Annotated in this window: 12 protein-coding genes and 1 pseudogene; 4 read left to right on the plus strand and 9 right to left on the minus strand. The window is 68.4% G+C overall.

What is annotated here, in order from left to right; translation table 11 throughout:
* Positions 1 to 21 precede the first annotated feature (21 nt).
* Positions 22 to 1,695: a sensor histidine kinase gene (locus DYE23_RS16915; RefSeq protein WP_235660437.1), complete on the plus strand. Its 1,674-nt coding sequence runs from the start codon at positions 22 to 24 to the stop codon at positions 1,693 to 1,695.
* The gene (locus DYE23_RS16920; RefSeq protein WP_011893880.1) at positions 1,688 to 2,353 is read left to right on the plus strand and encodes a response regulator; all 666 of its coding nucleotides are present in this window, start codon (positions 1,688 to 1,690) and stop codon (positions 2,351 to 2,353) included. Before DYE23_RS16915 ends, DYE23_RS16920 begins: the two co-directional genes overlap by 8 nt.
* On the opposite strand, the gene DYE23_RS31460 is transcribed toward DYE23_RS16920, so the two are convergent.
* Together DYE23_RS31460 and DYE23_RS16925 are read right to left on the minus strand one after the other, a co-directional pair.
* On the minus strand, positions 2,350 to 4,263 hold the full coding sequence (locus DYE23_RS31460) for a cellulase family glycosylhydrolase (protein ID WP_235660438.1): 1,914 nt from the start codon (positions 4,261 to 4,263) through the stop codon (positions 2,350 to 2,352). The genes DYE23_RS16920 and DYE23_RS31460 overlap by 4 nt on opposite strands.
* Positions 4,230 to 9,125, minus strand: a complete 4,896-nt coding sequence (locus tag DYE23_RS16925) for a Calx-beta domain-containing protein (protein WP_235660439.1) — start codon at positions 9,123 to 9,125, stop codon at positions 4,230 to 4,232. The genes DYE23_RS31460 and DYE23_RS16925 overlap by 34 nt, the downstream gene beginning before the upstream one ends.
* 702 nt (positions 9,126 to 9,827) lie before the next feature.
* Between DYE23_RS16925 and DYE23_RS16930 the strand changes: the two genes are divergently transcribed.
* A complete protein-coding gene (locus DYE23_RS16930) occupies positions 9,828 to 10,559 on the plus strand; it encodes a type 1 glutamine amidotransferase (protein WP_013471470.1) in 732 nt (243 codons plus the stop codon).
* On the opposite strand, the gene DYE23_RS16935 is transcribed toward DYE23_RS16930, so the two are convergent.
* Positions 10,529 to 11,890 carry a TIGR01777 family oxidoreductase gene (locus DYE23_RS16935; protein ID WP_115327715.1) on the minus strand — a complete coding sequence of 454 codons (1,362 nt, stop codon included), beginning with the start codon at positions 11,888 to 11,890 and terminating at the stop codon, positions 10,529 to 10,531. The two genes, DYE23_RS16930 and DYE23_RS16935, sit on opposite strands and share 31 nt — an antisense overlap.
* Before the next feature lie 92 nt (positions 11,891 to 11,982).
* Between DYE23_RS16935 and DYE23_RS16940 the strand changes: the two are divergent.
* Positions 11,983 to 12,420, plus strand: a pseudogene (locus DYE23_RS16940) (phosphoribosyltransferase); the annotation flags it as partial.
* An 18-nt stretch (positions 12,421 to 12,438) separates the two neighbouring features.
* On the opposite strand, the gene DYE23_RS16945 reads toward DYE23_RS16940, so the two are convergent.
* The 6 genes from DYE23_RS16945 to pgeF form a co-directional block, all read right to left on the minus strand.
* Positions 12,439 to 12,834: a phage holin family protein gene (locus tag DYE23_RS16945; protein ID WP_011893875.1), complete on the minus strand. Its 396-nt coding sequence runs from the start codon at positions 12,832 to 12,834 to the stop codon at positions 12,439 to 12,441.
* Positions 12,835 to 12,867: 33 nt separating this feature from the next.
* On the minus strand, positions 12,868 to 13,692 hold the full coding sequence (gene wag31, locus DYE23_RS16950; protein WP_011893874.1) for a DivIVA-like cell division protein Wag31: 825 nt from the start codon (positions 13,690 to 13,692) through the stop codon (positions 12,868 to 12,870).
* A gap of 211 nt (positions 13,693 to 13,903) precedes the next feature.
* On the minus strand, positions 13,904 to 14,197 hold the full coding sequence (locus tag DYE23_RS16955; RefSeq protein ID WP_011893873.1) for a YggT family protein: 294 nt from the start codon (positions 14,195 to 14,197) through the stop codon (positions 13,904 to 13,906).
* Between the two features lie 101 nt (positions 14,198 to 14,298).
* On the minus strand, positions 14,299 to 14,973 hold the full coding sequence (locus tag DYE23_RS16960; RefSeq protein WP_011893872.1) for a cell division protein SepF: 675 nt from the start codon (positions 14,971 to 14,973) through the stop codon (positions 14,299 to 14,301).
* On the minus strand, positions 14,970 to 15,809 hold the full coding sequence (locus tag DYE23_RS16965) for a YggS family pyridoxal phosphate-dependent enzyme (protein WP_099961635.1): 840 nt from the start codon (positions 15,807 to 15,809) through the stop codon (positions 14,970 to 14,972). The genes DYE23_RS16960 and DYE23_RS16965 overlap by 4 nt, the downstream gene beginning before the upstream one ends.
* Entirely contained in the window at positions 15,809 to 16,519 is a 711-nt protein-coding gene (gene pgeF, locus DYE23_RS16970; protein ID WP_099961634.1) for a peptidoglycan editing factor PgeF, read from the minus strand. The genes DYE23_RS16965 and pgeF overlap by 1 nt, the downstream gene beginning before the upstream one ends.
* Between the last annotated feature and the right edge of the window lie 7 nt (positions 16,520 to 16,526).

Consider the following 16,526-nt stretch of genomic DNA (forward strand, 5'->3'; position numbering starts at 1 on the left):
CAGCAATACTGGACCCCACGGGTGACCCACGTCACCCATGTGGACGCAAAGGAAGTTCTGGTCATTAAGAACATTCGGTCGACGGCCGGCGGCCTGCTGCGGGGACGCAGTCTGGCCGCGCAGTTCCTGGTGTTCCAGCTCTTCGTCGTGGCCGTCGTCCTCGTCGCCGTGGCCGCCGTCTCGGTGGCCCAGTCCGAAGGCGAGTTCCGTGACGTGCGGGGCCAGCGGATGATCGCCGTCGCCGAGAACATGGCCTCGACTCCCATCGTGCGCGAACGCACCGAGCAGACCCGGGCCGATCCGTTCCTCGCGCGCACCCTCGCCCCCGAGGTCGACCGCGCCGTGGCCCTTTCCGGCGCCTCCCTCGCCGAGATCCTCGGCCCGGACGGGACGGTGCGCGCGTCGTCGGATCCGTCGCGGGTCGGGGCCCGGGTCGACCTCGGCGCCACCCGCGCCGACGAGGGCCGGGCCTGGTTCGGTGACACCGACATCGACGGCACGCACAGCCTGGTCGGTCAGGTGCCGATCCTGTCGACCGACGGCGAGGTCCTCGCGATCGCGTCGGTCAGTGAGGCGTACCCGTCGGTGTGGGGACTGCTCAGCGGCGCCGGCGAGAGCCTGCTGGTGTACCTCGGCCTGGGAGCGGCACTGGGGCTCCTCGCGTCGTGGCTGCTCTCACGGCGGATCAAACGCCAGACCGGCGGCCTGGAGGTGGCCGAGATCGCGAGCCTCGCCGACCACCGGGAAGCCCTGTTGCACAGCATCCGCGAGGGTGTCATCGCGGTGAACGGCAGCGGAGAGATCACCCTGCTCAACGACGGCGCGCAGGAACTCCTCGACGTGACCGGCCCCGCCGTGGGCCGCCCGGTGGATTCGGTCGGCATCGACCCGGCGGTGGTGTCTCTGCTGACACCCGGCCAGGAAAGCGAGTCCGCCATGGACACCGTGATCGCGACGCGCACGCGGGTGCTCGCGCTGAGCCGCCGTCCGGCCACCAGCCAGGGCCGCAGGATCGGTACGGTGACGACGATGCGCGACAGTACCGAACTCGCTGCGCTGCAGGGACAGTTGTCGTCGCACAAGAGTGTGACCGACACCCTGCGCGCGCAGGCGCACGAGTTCGCCAACCAGTTACACACGATCTCCGGCCTGGTGCAGCTCGGTGAATTCGACGCGGTGCGTGATCTGGTGGGCACCCTGACCCGGCGGCGCGCCGAGATCAGCGACGCGGTGACACAACGGATCTCCGACCCGGCGGTGGCGGCGCTGCTGATCGCCAAGACCTCGCTGGCGGCCGAGAGCGGGGTGGCGCTGGATCTGGACCCGGCATCACACCTGGCGGCACTGGATCCCGCACTCGCCACCGACGTGATCACCCTGTTGGGCAACCTGATCGACAACGCCGTCGACGTCTCGGTCGGGTCGACGCCGGCGCGGGTGACCGTCGGCATCGATGACCGTGACGGCCTCTCGATCCTGGTGAGTGACACCGGACCCGGTGTGCCCGAACATCTTCGGGAGGCGATCTTCTCCCGCGGGGTGACGTTAAAGCCGGATGTGCCCGGCGGCCGGGGAATCGGCCTCGCGCTGGTGCGGTTGGTGACCGCCCAGCACGGGGGCACCGTGGAGGTCGCCGACGTCCCCGGTGGCGGGGCACGTTTCGAGGTCCGGCTGAAGGCGGCCACCCATGCGTGACGTGCTGGTGGTCGACGACGATTTCATGGTCGCCGAGATCCACCGCCGCTTCGTCGACCGCATCGACGGGTTCCGGGTGGTCGGGGTGGCGCGCACCGGGGCCGAGGCGCTGGAGGCGACGCGGCAGCTGCGGCCGCAACTGATCCTGCTCGATGTATACCTGCCCGACATGACCGGCCTGGAGGTTCTGCAGCAGCTGCGATCCGGCGGCGACCGGGTCGACGTCATCGTGATCACCGCGGCGCGCGAGCTCGACACCGTCCGCGGGGCGCTCGACGGCGGGGCGGCCGACTATCTGATCAAGCCGTTCGAATTCTCGCAACTGGAGACGAAACTCACCGCGTACGCCGCCCGCGCCGACGCTCTGCAGTCGGCCCGGGGAGCGGATCAGGACCTGATCGACGCGCTGTTCGGCGGTCCGTCGGTCGCTCCGGCGAAAACCATGCCCAAGGGGCTGGGCGCCGAGACAGGCGAGCTGGTGCTCGATGCGGTGCGCACCGCGGGCGAGGTGTCGGCGGCCGAATGCGCTGACCTGGTCGGCATCTCGCGGGTCAGCGCCCGCCGCTATCTGGAGCACTATCTCGGTACCGGCACCCTGGAGCTGCGTTTGCAATACGGGGTGGGCCGGCCGGAGCGCCGGTACCGGATAGCGGGTTAGACGATCGTGCGGTCCCTGATCGTGCCGGTGCCGGAACCATCGGCCAGTGTCGCGCCCGCCGGGCTCGACAGCGTCACCAGGAACGTCTCGTTGCCCTCCATCACCGTGTCTGCGAACACGACCACGGTGATCGTCTTGTGGGTCTCCCCCGGCTGGAAGGTCAGCGTGCCGATCGCCGGCGCGTAATCGCTGCCGGCACCCGCGGTCTGGTTCGACGTGGCGTACTGCACCGTCACCACCTGTGTGGAGGCCGCGGCGAGCGACACCACGAACTGCGCGAGCACGCCCGGGCTGCTGTCGTCGAAATCGAACTGGATGGCTTCCAGGTAGGCCATCTTGTTCGTGTTGACCGTCCTCCAGTCGTCGGCCAGGATTCCGCCGGTGTCCCGGGAATTGGGGTTCCACGACCAGAACGTCCACGACATGTCCTCGGTGCCGGCCGCGATGTCGACGGTGCCGTCGTTGTCGAAGTCGCCGGAGAGGTACGACGTGATGGCCTCGTACCAGACGACGTCCTTGGGATCGCTGAGCCGCGTGCCGAGTTCACCGAGGTAGATCGGGGCGATGTTCTGCTCGTAGATGTAGCCCCACATCTGTTCGAACTTGTCCGGTAGCGCGGCACCGAAGTTCGCGGTCTGGAACCAGGGCTGCGCGTACACCGAGTTCGGATAGTCGTGCGGGGAGTACACGACGCGGTTCGGCGTGTTCAGCACGATCGGGCGATCCTTGACACCCATCAGATTGCCACCCCACCAATAGGAATGCCCCTGGTAGTCGGCCACCCCCTCGACGAAGATGAGCCAGTTCGAATTCACCGACAGCACAGCGTTGCCCGCGCGTTCGGCGGCTGCGGCCCAGTCGGTGGCGCCGCCACCGCCCCAGGTTCCGGCATGAGGCTCGTTGTGCAGATCCGCGCCGATCACCGTCGGGGTGTTCGCATACCGCTGGGCGAGCATCGTCCAGTCGTCGATCCATGCCGCCTCGGTGTAGGAGCCCTCGTACCAGAGCCCGTTGCTGTTCGGGCCCGCGCCCTTGCTGCTGCGGTGGTGGTCGAGGATGACGCGCATCCCGATCTCGCCGGCGTAGCCGACGATCTTGTCCATGATCTGCAGCGCCGACAGTCCCGCGAGGTCCGGGTTCTTTCCGAAGTCGATGCCGTTGGGCGCCGCGCCGGTGTGCAGCATCTCGCTGGAGTACGCGAGTCGGATCGTGTTGAAATCCAACGCCGCCATCTCGTTCATCATCTCTTTGTAGTTGCGGGTCCAGAGGCCGTGTGGCGCAAAGGTTTCGCTCTCCATGCCGAACCAGTTGACGCCGGCGATCTGCACGGGACGTCCCGCCGAGTCGACGATCTGGTTGCCGGAGGTGGAGAACCAGCCCGGCGCGACGCCGACCCCCGGCGCGCCCTCGGTCACCGAGGCATCGGAGATGCTCAACGAGATGTTGGCCGGTACGGCGACGTCGTCGTTGACGATGGTGCCGAGCGCGGAGCCGTCGGATATCGTCGCGCCCGCGGGATTCGACAGCGTCAGGGTGAAGGTCTCGTTCGCCTCCACCGCGGCATCGCCGGTGACCGAGACCTGAATCTGCTGTGACAACACGCCGGGCGCGAACGTGACCGTCCCCGACTTCGCGGTGTAGTCGACGCCGGCCGTGGCCGTCCCGTTCGAGGTCGCGTACGCGACGGTGACCGGACTGGTCGACGATCTGGACAGCGTGACCACGAACGTCATCTGCGTCGTCCCGGAGTTCGATTCGCCGACCGACGCGTCGGCCACCGAGACGGTGGGCGGTTGCGCGGGAGCCGACTGCCCGTTGACCGTGAAGTTCGACGCGGTCGCCGACCCGCCGCCCGGGGACGCCTGGAACCCGAATGTCACGGTCTGGCCGGCGGCGATCTCGGGTTCCACGCCGCGTTGCGCACGACATAGTGATTGCCGACCCGGCTGACGATCTCGGCGTTCCAGATGTTGCCGATCTGCGCCGGGGTGTCGAACTCGACGGTCCAGCCGTTCAGCGCCGACGATCCGGCCTTGACGGTGACGGTGGCGGTGAAACCCGATCCCCAGTTGTCGTTCACGACCATCGTGGCTGACGCATTGCCCGGAGTGGGTGTGGCCACATCGTCGTTGGTGATGGTGCCGATCGCGCTGCCGTCGGCGATCGTCACGCCACTGGGATTCGACAGGGTCACCGTGAACGTCTCGTCGGCCTCCACCGTCGTGTCACCGAGCACCGGCACCGAGATCTGCTGGGAGGTCATCCCCGCCGCGAAGGTCACCACACCCGACGCCGCGGTGAAATCACCACCCGCGGTGGCTGTTCCGTTCGACGTCGCATACGCCACACTCACCGGTGAGGTCGCGGGTTTGTCCAACGTCAGCACGAACACGATGTTCTTCGTCCCGCTGTGGGACTCCACGACACCGGCATCGGCGATCGACACCTTCGGCGGCACCACGACCGGCTGACCGGTCGCCGCACCGTTGACGGTGAAGTTGGTCGCCGTCGCCGAACCGCCACCCGGGGAGGCCTGGAAGCCGAACGTGACGGTCTGCCCGGCAGCCACCTGCGCGTTGTACGACACGTTACGCACCACGTAGTGGTTGCCGACCCGGCTGACGATCTCGGCGTTCCAGATATTGCTGATCTGAGCCGGCGAGTCGAACTCGACCGTCCACCCGTTCATGCCGGACGCCCCGGCGGTGAGCGCGACCGACGCGGTGAACCCGGAGCCCCAGTTGTCGTTGACGGTGTACTTCACCGACGCGTTTGCGCCCGGCGTCGGCGTCACGCCGTCGTCGTCGGTGATCGCGCCGACGGCGGTGGCGTCGGCGATCGTCGCGCCCGTGGGGTTCGACAGGGTCACCGAGAAGGTTTCGGCGGACTCCGCGACGGTGTCACCGAGGATGCCGACGTGCACCGTCTGCGACGTCACACCGGGTGCGAATGTGACAGTGCCCGTGGCCGCCACGTAATCGGTGCCGGCGACCGCCGTGCCGTTCGACGTCGCGTACCGCACCGTTACCGTCTGGGTGGACGGCTTGTCGAGCGTGACGACGAACATCGCGTGCGCGCCGGCGCCGTTCCCTTCGGCCACCGTGAGGTCGGCGATCGAGATCGCCGGCGGCGGACCGGAGATCGGATTGACCGTGCCGTAGTCGTTGAACACGGCGCTGAAACCGCCTGTGGGCGTATTGGTCCCGGACGTGGTCGTGGTCGCCTGACCGATGTTGCCGGGATAGTCGCGGTTGAGCGACCACATCGACAGCATGCCCAGGCCGCGGGCGCGGGCGAAGTCCTCCAGCGCCTGCGAGTCGGCCACCGTGAACACCTCGGTCAGCACGTCGTTGACACCGATCATCGGCGTCACGCCGAGCTGGTTCCACGCGAAGGTCTGGCCGTATCCCGAATACAGGGTGCTCAGCTGCGCGTGGGTGGACTCCGCGGCCTGGATCGCCCAGGCGCCCATGGTCTTTGCGTTGGGTCCACTGGTGGGCGCCGCCGACTCGCCGTAGTCCATCGCCATGATGTTGACGCCGTCGAGCGTCACGCCGGCCTCGATCGCCTTACGCACGACGTTGAGGCCGTCGGCGGTCAGACCGCTGGGCAGCACCGGCAGGGTGTACCAGATCTCGAGGTCGGGCCGAAGCTGCTGAAGAAGGCGCAGCGCCTGTGCGTTCAGCGCGATCGACGCCGGCTCGGCCACCGCGGGACCCTCGATGTCGAAGTCGATGCGGTTGAGCTTGTAGGTGTCGGCGACAGCGGCGTACGCGTCGGCCAGCGCCTGCGGACCGAGGCCGTGCGCCGCATACCACTGGGCGAGGCTGGTGCCCGACGCCCCTCCCAGCGAGATCATCACGTCGCCGCCGGCGGCCTGCAGCGCCGCGATCGACTGGTTGATCGCCCTGGCCTGGTCGAAGTCCGAATCGGGGGTCAGCGCAGACAACCCCGCCCACGCCAGTTTCCCGTCAGGCGTGGCCTGCATGAAGCCCAGGGTGAGCAGCGAGATCCCCCGCTGCTGCGCCAGAGCCAGCAGGTTGGGCACGGGCCAGGCGCCCATGTCCACGTAGGGGGCGAAGAAGGCCTCGCCCCACAGTGCGTCGCCGGGGTTTCCGGAATTGACACCGCCGGTGCCCGGGGTGACGACCGTGTCGTCGTCAGTGATGGTGCCGGTGGCGACTCCGTCGCCGATGGTCGCTCCGGTGGGATTCGTCAGCGTCACGAAGAACGTCTCGTTCTGCTCGACCACGGTGTCGCCGAGGACGTCCACATGCACGAGTTGTGTGGTGACACCGGGCGCGAACGTGACGGTGCCGGTCGTCGCGGCGTAGTCCACACCGGCGGTCGCGGTGCCGTTGGACGTCGCGTACCGCACCGTCACCGTCTCCGTCGACGGCTTGCTCAGTGTGGCGACGAACATGAAGTGGCTGTGGTCGCCGTTGCCCTCGGTCACGGTGAGGTCGGCGATCGACACGGTCGGCGGTGTCGTCGGCGCCTGGTCCACGTCGTCGTTGCGGATCGTGCCGAGACCGGTGCCGTCGGCGATGGTCGCGTTCACCGGGGCGGACAGGGTGAGAGTGAGCTGTTCGTCGAATTCGACCAGCGTGTCACCGTTCACGGTGACGGCGACCGTCTTCGAGGTCTGGCCGGGGGTGAACGTCAGCGTCCCGACAGCCGGGACGTAGTCGCCGCCGGCTGCGGTCGCGCTGCCGTTGCTGGTGCTGTAGCTGACCGTGACCGTGTCGGTGGAGGCCTTCGACATCGTCACCGTGAAGGTGAGCGTCGAGGTGCCGGAGTTCCCCTCGGACACGACCGCGTCAGCGACCGACAGCTTCGGTTGCGAAACCGTCTGTCCGGCACCGTAGATCAGGTTGCTCCACTCGGTGCGGGCGCTGTCATCGAGGGCGATGATGTTGCTCGTCGTGAGCTCGCCGATCGCGACGCCGGCCAGCGTGTAGGTCTGGTTGTTGCCGGCGATGGCGATCTTGGTGGATCCGGCCACCTCGGTGACGTCGAACTCGTGCGCCTTGAACCAGCCGAAGTCCAGCTTGTCCCTGCCGGGATCGAAGTTCAGCGCGGTGTGGCTGCCGTACTGCCACGAGATCTTGGTCGTGGTGCCGGTCTGACCCGTCGGCGGCTGGCCGGTGCCGGCGGTGGTGGGCCAGGTGTCGGTCCCGGCGTAGGTGACGCCCTGCGGCAGTACCTGGGAATCGGGAACTGTGCCGATGCCGAGTTGCTGGTGCAACCGGTCCTCGCGCACCTGTGCGCTGTGGAAGACGAAGTTCTTCGCGGTGAGCTGACTTGTGGTCACTCCCTGCAGGATCAGCGCCTGCCCGGTCCCCGCGTTGGAGATCACGACCCCGTCGGGGGTGTCGGACATGTAGAGCTGTTCGCGGGTGCCGTAGTACCGGAAGTCGACGACGTCGGTCGCCGCGGTGAACGCGACCCGGTCGATCTGTCCGACCTCGTGTGAGCGCGCGTAGACGGTGTTGGCCTTCGGGGTGACTCCCTGCTCCCAGGCCAGTGCCCCGGAAAGGTCCTGGCGCAGATGGTCGTTGATGATCGGCACGAAGCTGTCGACGGTCAGCTGGCTCAGCGAGACGCCCTGCAGGACGGTGGTCTCGCCGGACCAGGGATTGCGGAATCCGACGCCTTCGGCGGTGTCGACGACGATGAAGTTGTGCACCGACACATCGCCGAGGTCGAGTTTGTCTCTGGCGGGATCGAATCCGACGATGTCGGGTCCGGAGGTGGTGATGTGGTGGATCGTCCCGGTCGCCGTCCCGGTCGCGGTCGTGGCCGCCGACGCGGTGGTGGCCCTGGCAGCCCTGGTCGAGATCGTCTGGGTGGCAACGCCGTCGGCGCCGAACGTGATGGTGACCGGAACCTGGGTCCTGGTGGGTGTGACGGAGATCAGGTGGAAGCCGGCGTCGCGGACGCCGATGACGAAGGTGTCGGCACCCGCGGCGGCCGCGGACGTGCCGGCGGTGTAGGTGAACCTCCCGGCGGCATCGACGGTGACGGTCCCCCGCGTGGGGGCTTCGACCACGGAGTAGACCAGGTCGTCCCCCTCGGGATCGGACGCGATCACCGTTCCGGTCACGACACCGGGAGCGGTCTGGCTGGTCGGGCCCAGCACCGCCGACGGGCCGTTGTTGGCGAAGAGCCTGTCCATCTCCCGTCGGATCGCCCCGAGCACCGCGGTGACGACCTCGTAGACGGGCAGTGGAGCCGAGCCGTCGCCGGCCGAGGAGCCGATCCCCAACACGCGCAGGAATGTCGTGACGATGTCGGTCAACCCCGTGGACACCGTGGCGGTCTGCCCGCTCGTCCGTGCGGGGGTGGAGGACACGGTCAGCGTCTGGACGTCTTGGTCGGCCGAGGTCGCCCGGTGCATGCCTCTGTCATCCGACGGTGCCACCGGCTCCGCCGCGTCCGCAGGACGGTCGGACACGGCGATCGCGGCGTCGTCGGGTTCGGCCGAGGGTTCCGTCGGGCCTGCGGCCGGGGTTTCGCGATCATTCTCCGGACGCGGCTCAGCGGAGTCGCCGTCGCGGCGGCTCACCTCGGAATCGGTGGCGTCGGGCACGTCCTCCACGGACGGATCCTCGACGTCGGATACCGGATCCGACTCCTCGTCGAGGGGTTCCCGGTCTCCGGAATCTATCTCCGGATCCTCGGAATCGTCTGTCGGACCGTCGCTGTCGCGGTCGGACCCGGCGGGTTCGCCGGCGTCGTCCGAGCGATCGGCAGATTCGGTCGCGCGCACACGATCGGGCTTTGCCGGGCCTCCCACGTCCGAGCCCCCCGACTGTGCACTGGAGTCGTCTGAGGGTTCTGCGGCAGCAACGGCGGGGACGGCAAGTCCGATCCCCAACGCCACAGCTAACGCACCGACGCGACCAACAAAACGTCCGTAGCCCATCAGCAACTCACTCCTGTCCATTCATCGCCGCCCGACCCATGGGATGTGGCAAACCCGACCCCGCATCACGAATGTGATATTGACGACTACGAAATGCATAGAACACGAGAAATCAATGATCGTCAAGCAAACCGGAATTCCCTGGAGCGCCCGTTGGTCACCCCTCCGAGGCAAATGGCGTGAGAATTACATTGTTAGCCAATCCACCTGTGTAAAGACGCTTTACACCGCGCAGCGGAGATGTCGCAGCGAACTGCGCTGAGAGCCCGTCCCGAGGGCTCCCAGCACACCTTGCACCGACAGCGCGCAGGCATACGCCCACAGCGTCGACATGAGAAACTGTGAAGCACAAACGCCAGACAGCCATACTGCAAACATTCATGCGCGCTCCCTACTTCGCCTGGCCGAATGATCGCAGGATGCGCCCGCAAATATCGGATCTGTGAGACAGGCGGGGGGTGGCATTGCTGAGCAAATGCTCAGACGGTATCTGCCCGCATCTGCCCGTACCTGACCGGCGATGCGGCGACGCGGCGCCCGGCGATAATGGCCCGTGTGACGTCAAAGGTTCTGTTCCTGCTCAACGAGCACATCGCCACCGAAGCGCTGCTCGGTGACGCCTTCGCCGAGCGCGGTTTCGACATCGACACCTTCGAGGTCGTCTCCGCGGCCCGCGCGCACAGCCCGGCCGGCGAGGTGACGTTTCCCGATCCGACGCGCTACGACGTGATCGTGCCGCTCGGCGCGACGTGGGCGGTGTACGACCAGACGCTTCTCGACACCTGGGTCAGCACCGAGATGCAGATGATGCGCGATGCCGCCGACGCCGGGGTCGCGCTACTGGGGGTCTGTTTCGGCGGACAGCTTCTCGCCCAGGCGTTCGGCGGCACGGTGGCGCGAGCACCGCGGCCCGAGATCGGCTGGTGCGAGGTCGCCTCCGACCGTCCCGATCTGGTGCCCGGAGGACCCTGGTTCCAATGGCATCACGACCGGTGGACCCTGCCACCCGGAGCGACCGAGATCGCGAGGACGGCCCATGCATCACAGGCCTTCGTCCTCGGCCGCACACTGGCGCTGCAGTTCCACCCGGAGGTCGACACCGACCTGCTCAAGATCTGGCTGGCGACCGACGACCACGGCGATGTCGACCGTGCCGGACTGACACACGACGAGATGCTTACTCGCACAGAACAACTCGCCGACGACGTGGCCTCCCGGATCCGGGTTCTGGTGCGCGGCTTCCTGACTCAGGTCGCCGGCCGCTCCTTACCGAGCTGATGGGCCAGTGCGTCACCGACGGTGGGGTGCCGGAACGGGTGGCCGAGCGCCAGTAGTTTCGCCGGCACCACGCGTTGGCTGGCTTCAGCCAGCTCACGTGCGCCCTGCTCCCCCAGCAGAATTCGCGGTCCCAACGAGGGCACCGGCACCAGCGCCGGCCGGTGCAGGGTCCGGGCCAGCTCCGCGGTGTACTCGGTGTTGCGCACCGGCGCCGGGCCGACCGCATTGACGGGTCCGGCCAGCGCGTCGTCATAGAGGGCGCGGTGGTAGATGTCGATGAGGTCGTCGAGCCCGATCCACGACAACCACTGTTGCCCGCTGCCGAGACGCCCGCCCACCCCCGCCGCGAACAGAGGTCGCAGCAGCCGCAGGGTCCCGCCGGCAGCCGCCTGAACGATCCCGGTCCGCACCTTCACCACCCGCAACCCGGCGTCCGACGCCGGGGTGGTCGCCGCCTCCCATTCTGCGACCACATCGGCGAGGAATCCGTCACCGCGCGTGCTGTCCTCGGTGAGTTGCGTGTCGCCCCGATCGGCGCCGTAGAAGCCGATGGCCGATGCGCTGACGAACGTCCCCGGCCCGTCGCCGGCCGATGCGGCCGCCGACGCGAGCAGCCTGGTGGGTTCGATGCGGCTGTCCCGGATCGCCGCGCGGTGGGCCTCGGTGAATCTCCCCGCGATCGACGCACCGGCCAGATGAACGACGGCGTCGACCCCGCTGAGCAGGTCCGGAGCGGGTGAGAACGGATCCCAGTGCCGCTCGTTCGCGCCCTGGGCGTCACCCCGGACCAGCCGGATCACCCGGTGACCACCGCTGGTCAGAAACGCCGCAAGGGCAGTCCCCACCAGACCCGAGGCGCCCGTCATCGCAATGACCTTCGGCGCCATCCCCGCGTCGGAGGCTCTGCGGTGCGTCGCGAGATCGTCGGCGATCTGACGGTGCCGGTAGACGAACGTCGGCCGCAACGCGGCCGCCGGGACCGGCGCCTCCACCTGATCGTGGATCCTGGTTCCCGCGCCCGCGTCGAAGAAGGAGTGGGTGTGCCGCCACCGCCCGATCACCCGCGGCGGCCAGGAAGTCGGGCCGCGCGAGGAAAGCTCGTCTGCGAACCGGCTTTCCGGCACGTACGCCGACGGGTCGTGGCGCGCCACCCACCGCAACCCGCCCGGCAGGCCGAGCACCGCGACGCCGTCGGCCAGCGACGCGGCCTCGACGAGTGCCGTCATCGGCTGCCAGGGCGGAACGAGTCGAGGCATCGCGCCCGGGCGGCTGAACCACGCCCACACCTCGCCACGGGGGTGGTCGACGATGCTCTCGTATTCGATGCCCATGATCCTCCTAGGTTTCCGATCAGGATTGCCCGATAATTCACCCGGGTACTCGCGCCCACCCAGGACCCTGCCATGAAAGCCTCCGCACGAACCTTCCCATCGGAGCTCTGGCCGGCGGCGGAGGCGTCGTGCTCAATAACGAACTCATCCGCAGTCTCGGTGTCGGCGAGGACCAGATCCGCGACATCGTCTGCCGCGAGACCGCCGAATTGCACCGGCGCGAGAAGGCCTACCGCGGTGATCGTGGTCCGGTCACGGTGTCGGGCCGGACGGTAGTCCTCGTCGACGACGGCATCGCCACGGGCGCCAGCATGATCGCCGCGGTGCGCTCGGTGCGTGAGGCCGGCGCCCGACGGATCATCGTCGGCGTGCCGGTCGGACCGCGCGCGGCGTGCCGGCTGCTGAGGTCCGAAGCCGATCTGGTGGTGTGTTCAACCACGCCCCCGAACTTCCGGGCGGTCGGCCAGGTGTACGCGGATTTCCATCAGGTCAGCGACGAGGAGGTCCGCGAGCTGCTCGCGGCCGGATGAGGAACGCGCCCTGCGGAGTCAGTTCCTGGGGGGATCTCCGTCGACCGGGTTCTCGCCGGTCCGCCCATCGTCACCGGTGGCCACGTCGACCTCCACCGTGTCCTCGCCGGGGGTCTCGCCGGGGGTCTCGTCGTACTCCTCGACGACGGGCGCCTCGTCGGGGTAGTCCTCGTAGTCGATCTCATCCTCGCCGGAATCCTCGCCGGAATCGGTTGTCCCGGAAACCGTTGTCCCGGAATCGGATTCGCCGGCATTCCGGTTGGAGCGGTCGCGGATCGCGTCGACGATCAGCAGGATGACGCCGACGAGGCTCGCGGCGATACAGACCCACGCGATCATTTCGTTGCTGGTCACGACGGCCAGCACCAGAGCTGCCAGGCCGATGACGGCCAGGACGAGCGCGACGATCAGCATGTGCCTGCTCCGCGATGAGTGAGGCGCACGTGCTTAGTTGTTGCCCCGGTTGAACTGGTTGACGCCACCGTCGTTGTTGGCGCCCGTGTCCACCGGCGCCGCCGACCCGCGCGTGCCGAGCTCCTCGAGCTGGGACTCCAGGTAGGTCTTGAGACGGGTGCGGTACTCGCGCTCGAAGGTGCGGAGCTGTTCGAGGCGACCCTCCAGCACGGTGCGCTGCTGGTTGATGGTGCCCATGATCTCGGAATGCTTGCGCTCGGCGTCGGCCTGCAGTGCGTCCGCCTTCTCCTGGGCCTGGCGCAGCTGGGTCTCCGAGCGGCTCTGCGCGTCGGCGAGCATCGCGTCGGCACGTTGACGCGCCTCGGTCACCGTGGTCTCGGCGGTCTGGCGTGCCTCGGTCACGAGCTGGTCGGCCTGGGCCCTGGCGTCGGCGAGCATCTTCTCCGACTCGGCCTTCGCGCTGCTGGTCAGGCGGTCCGCCGTGTCCTGCGCGAGGCTGAGCACCTTCGCGGCGCGCAGATGCTGGTCCTCGGTCGCCGGCGCAGCCTGCTGCGCCGCGGGCGCCGGGGCCTCGTACACGGGCTCGGGCTCCGGTTCGGGTGCGGGCTCGGGCTCCGGCTCGTAAGCTGGGATGGTCTGCGTCGGCTGGGCCGCCGCACCACCGGCGCGGGCCTGCCCCAGCTCGTGGTCGAGCTCGGAGATCCGCTGGCGCAGATCGGAGTTCTCCTCGATGAGGCGCGACAGCTCGTTCTCGACGAGGTCGAGGAAGGCGTCCACCTCGTCTTCGTTGTAGCCGCGTTTGCCAATGGGTGGCTTGCTGAATGCCACGTTGTGCACGTCGGCAGGAGTGAGCGGCATTGTCTGCCCCCTTGAGGTCTCGACCGTCAACTGATCACGAAGTGTAAAGCCTTGCTGGTACGTAACTGGAGCCCATCCTGTCACACCAGACCCGGCGGTTGCAGGAGAGGTCGACAATTAATGCCGAACGGCAACATTCCGGGCACTCCGCCCGGTGCCGCTCACACACGCTGACGAGCGTCGCCGGGTGGGGATTCCCAGGCTCGGCCGATCAGGACGCGGCAGCGCCGAATGCCAGTTGCATGCCGATGAACGCCAGCAGCAGCAGCACCATGATCGACAGATCGAACCGGATCGCACCTATGGTGAGCTGGGGAATCAGCCGGCGAAGCAGCTTCACCGGCGGATCGGTCAGCGTCATGATGATCTCCAGGATCACCACCGTCACGCCGCGGGGATGCCAGTCCCTGCTGAACGAGCGGATGAACTCGACCACGACCCGGGCGATCAGCAGCAGCCAGAAAATGAACAGCGCGAAACCCAGGATCGAAAAGAACTGCGCCAACGAAGCCGACCTCACTCAGGCAGATGTGTGACTTTGACTACAGGCCGCGAACCGACAGCGTCCGTGCGCCCCAGTCAGCCTACCCGGGCGACGCGCCCGCCCTACTGGTAGGAGTAGAAGCCGGCCTCGGCGATGCGGCGGCGCTGCTCGGCGGTGACGTCGACATCGGCCGGCGACAGCAGGAACACCTTGGTGGCGACCTTGTCGAAGGATCCACGGAGCGCGAACGCCAGCCCGGCCGCGAAATCGACGAGCCGCTTGGCGTCGGCGTTGTCCATCGAGACCAGGTCCATGATCACCGGGGTCCCGTCGCGGAAACGCTCGCCGATCGTGCGGGCCTCGCTGTAGTCCTTGGGGCGCAGCGTCGTGATCTTGGCCAGCGGGCTGCCCGCTTCGAACAACTCGGCCATGCCGCGCGGATCCATCGCGAGCGCACCCCGGGTCGAACCCCTCATCGCTCCGAAGCGCGGCGGGGTGCGGTCGAACTCCCGCGGCGCGCGCATCCGGGCCTCGAACCGGGCGTCGTCGAAACCACCGGGCATACCGCCGGCCAACCCGGCGCGGTACGCCGGCGGCTCGTCGTAGTCGCGGCGACGGTCCTCGGGATGGCCGTCGTATCCGCGGGGGGCATAGCCCTCGTCCTCGAACCGGTCCTCGCGGGGACGGCGGTATCCGCGGGGGGCGGGGCCGCGGTCGTCGTCCTCGTAGTAGTCGTCCTCGTACTCGTCCATCGGCGCCATACCGAAGTAGGCCTTGACTTTGTGCAGTGTGCTCATTGTTCGGACCCTTCTTGCGGTGACGCTGACTCGGGAAAGTCCAGCGGAGGTGTTGTCTGTGATGAAGGTGTGACTCGTGTGACTACTTCCGGTGACGTTAGCGGTCGAGATCCCATTAGCGCGGTACCGACACGCACACACGTGGATCCGTGTCGGACCGCCGCCTCGAGATCGCCGGACATCCCGGCCGACAGCCCCAGGCGTTGCTCGTAATCGCGTTGCACCCGGTCACGCTCCTGCCGCAACCGGGCGAACGCTTCGCCAGGATCGGCCCCCAGCGGCGGGATCGCCATCATGCCGGCGAACGTCAGGCCCCCCGCGCGGTCCATCGCGGCGCACAACTCGTCTACGCGCTCGGTCGCGTCGACGTCGACGCCGCCCCGCGCCTCGTCTCCGTCGAGGCTGAGCTGCGCAAACACCCGCAGCGGTTCGGTGCGCCGGCCCTCCTCGAGCGCGGTGGACGCCGACCGCTCGAGCGCGGCAACCACTTTGACGCTGTCCACCGAATGCGCCGCATACGCCCACTCGGCCACCGAGCGCGCTTTGTTGCGCTGGATCCGGCCCACCATGTGCCACCGGATCGGCGTGTCCTCACGCGAGCCGACCACCCGGGCCACGTCCTCGATCTTCGCCGTCGCCTCCTGGTCCCGCGATTCGGCGAACGCGTCGCAGCCCAGGCGGTACAGCGCGAGAACGTCGGAGGCCGGGAAGAACTTGGTGACCGGGAGCAGTTCGATCTCGGCGACGTCGCGCCCGGCGCTCTCCGCCGCGCGCGCGAGCCGGACGCGCAGCGCGTCGAGCGCAGCGCGCAGTTCGGCCTCCCGTTCCGAGGTCATCACCTGCGCTCCAGCCAGATCAACGACGCCACGCGCCCGGTCGGATTGTCACGGCGGTGACTGAACAGGTTGCGGTCCTCGACGGTGCAGCGCGGGTCGACGTCGATGGCCCGGACGCCGAGTCCCCGCAGTTGTGCGGCGATGCCGGCGCGCAGGTCCAGCCCGGCCGTTCCGCGGCGCGTGGTCGTGCGGCTTCCCGGCAACGCCTCCTCCACCTCGGCGGCCATCGCCTCGGGCACCTCGTAGTTGCGGCCGCTGACCGCGGGCCCCAGCAGCACCGACACGTCACCGGCGTCGGCGCCCGCGTCGACCATCGTCTCCAGCGCCCGCGCGACGATGCCGCCGGCCGCACCCACCCGGCCCGCGTGCACCGCGGCGACGACCCCGGCTCGCGCGTCGGCCATCAGGACCGGGACGCAGTCCGCGGTCACCACCACCAGCGCGAGTCCCGGTCTCGTCGTCACCAGACCGTCGGTGTCGTCCACGGTGTCACCCCCGTGGTCGACCACCGCGACCTCGGTGCTGTGCACCTGGTTCATCCACGCCAGGCCCGAGTCACCCAGCCCGGTGGCGGCCGCGAGCCGACGCCGGTTCGCGGCAACCGCCGCCGGATCATCGCCGACGTGGTCGCCGAGATTGAAGGTCGCGTACGGGGGCTTGGAGACCCCGCCCGCTCGGGTGGTCGTGACGCGCCGGACCCGGAAGCTCACAACGCGA

The organism is Mycolicibacterium gilvum (assembly GCF_900454025.1).
GTDB classification, from domain to species: Bacteria; Actinomycetota; Actinomycetes; order Mycobacteriales; family Mycobacteriaceae; genus Mycobacterium; species Mycobacterium gilvum.